A 312-nucleotide genomic window follows, 5' to 3' on the forward strand; every position below is an offset into this window, starting at 1 on the left:
GGCGGCGGTGGGGGTAAAGGTCCAGTTACCGTCCGCGTCGGCAATTGTGGTGCCGAGCTCGGTTCCGTCTTGATAAAGAGTGACGGTGCTGCCGGCTTCGGCGGTGCCGGTGATGTCGGGGGTGGTGTCGTTGGTGATACCGTCGCTGGTGATAACTGGTGCGTCGGGTGGGGTGGTATCCGGCGCGGTGGTATCCACGGTGAGACTGAGTGCCACAGAGGTTTCGGAGATGTTCCCCGCCGCGTCTGCGGCTGTAGCCGTCAAGTTGAACGTACCTTCTGCCAAGGCGGTGGCGGGGGTGAAACTCCAGTT

The 312-nt window shown here is 62.8% G+C and carries 1 protein-coding gene; it reads right to left on the reverse strand.

What is annotated here, in order from left to right:
* On the reverse strand, positions 1 to 312 hold a 312-nt coding region (locus tag AC0QHF_RS24210), incomplete at both ends, for an Ig-like domain-containing protein (protein ID WP_324706826.1).

The organism is Lyngbya sp. CCY1209, assembly GCF_055795065.1.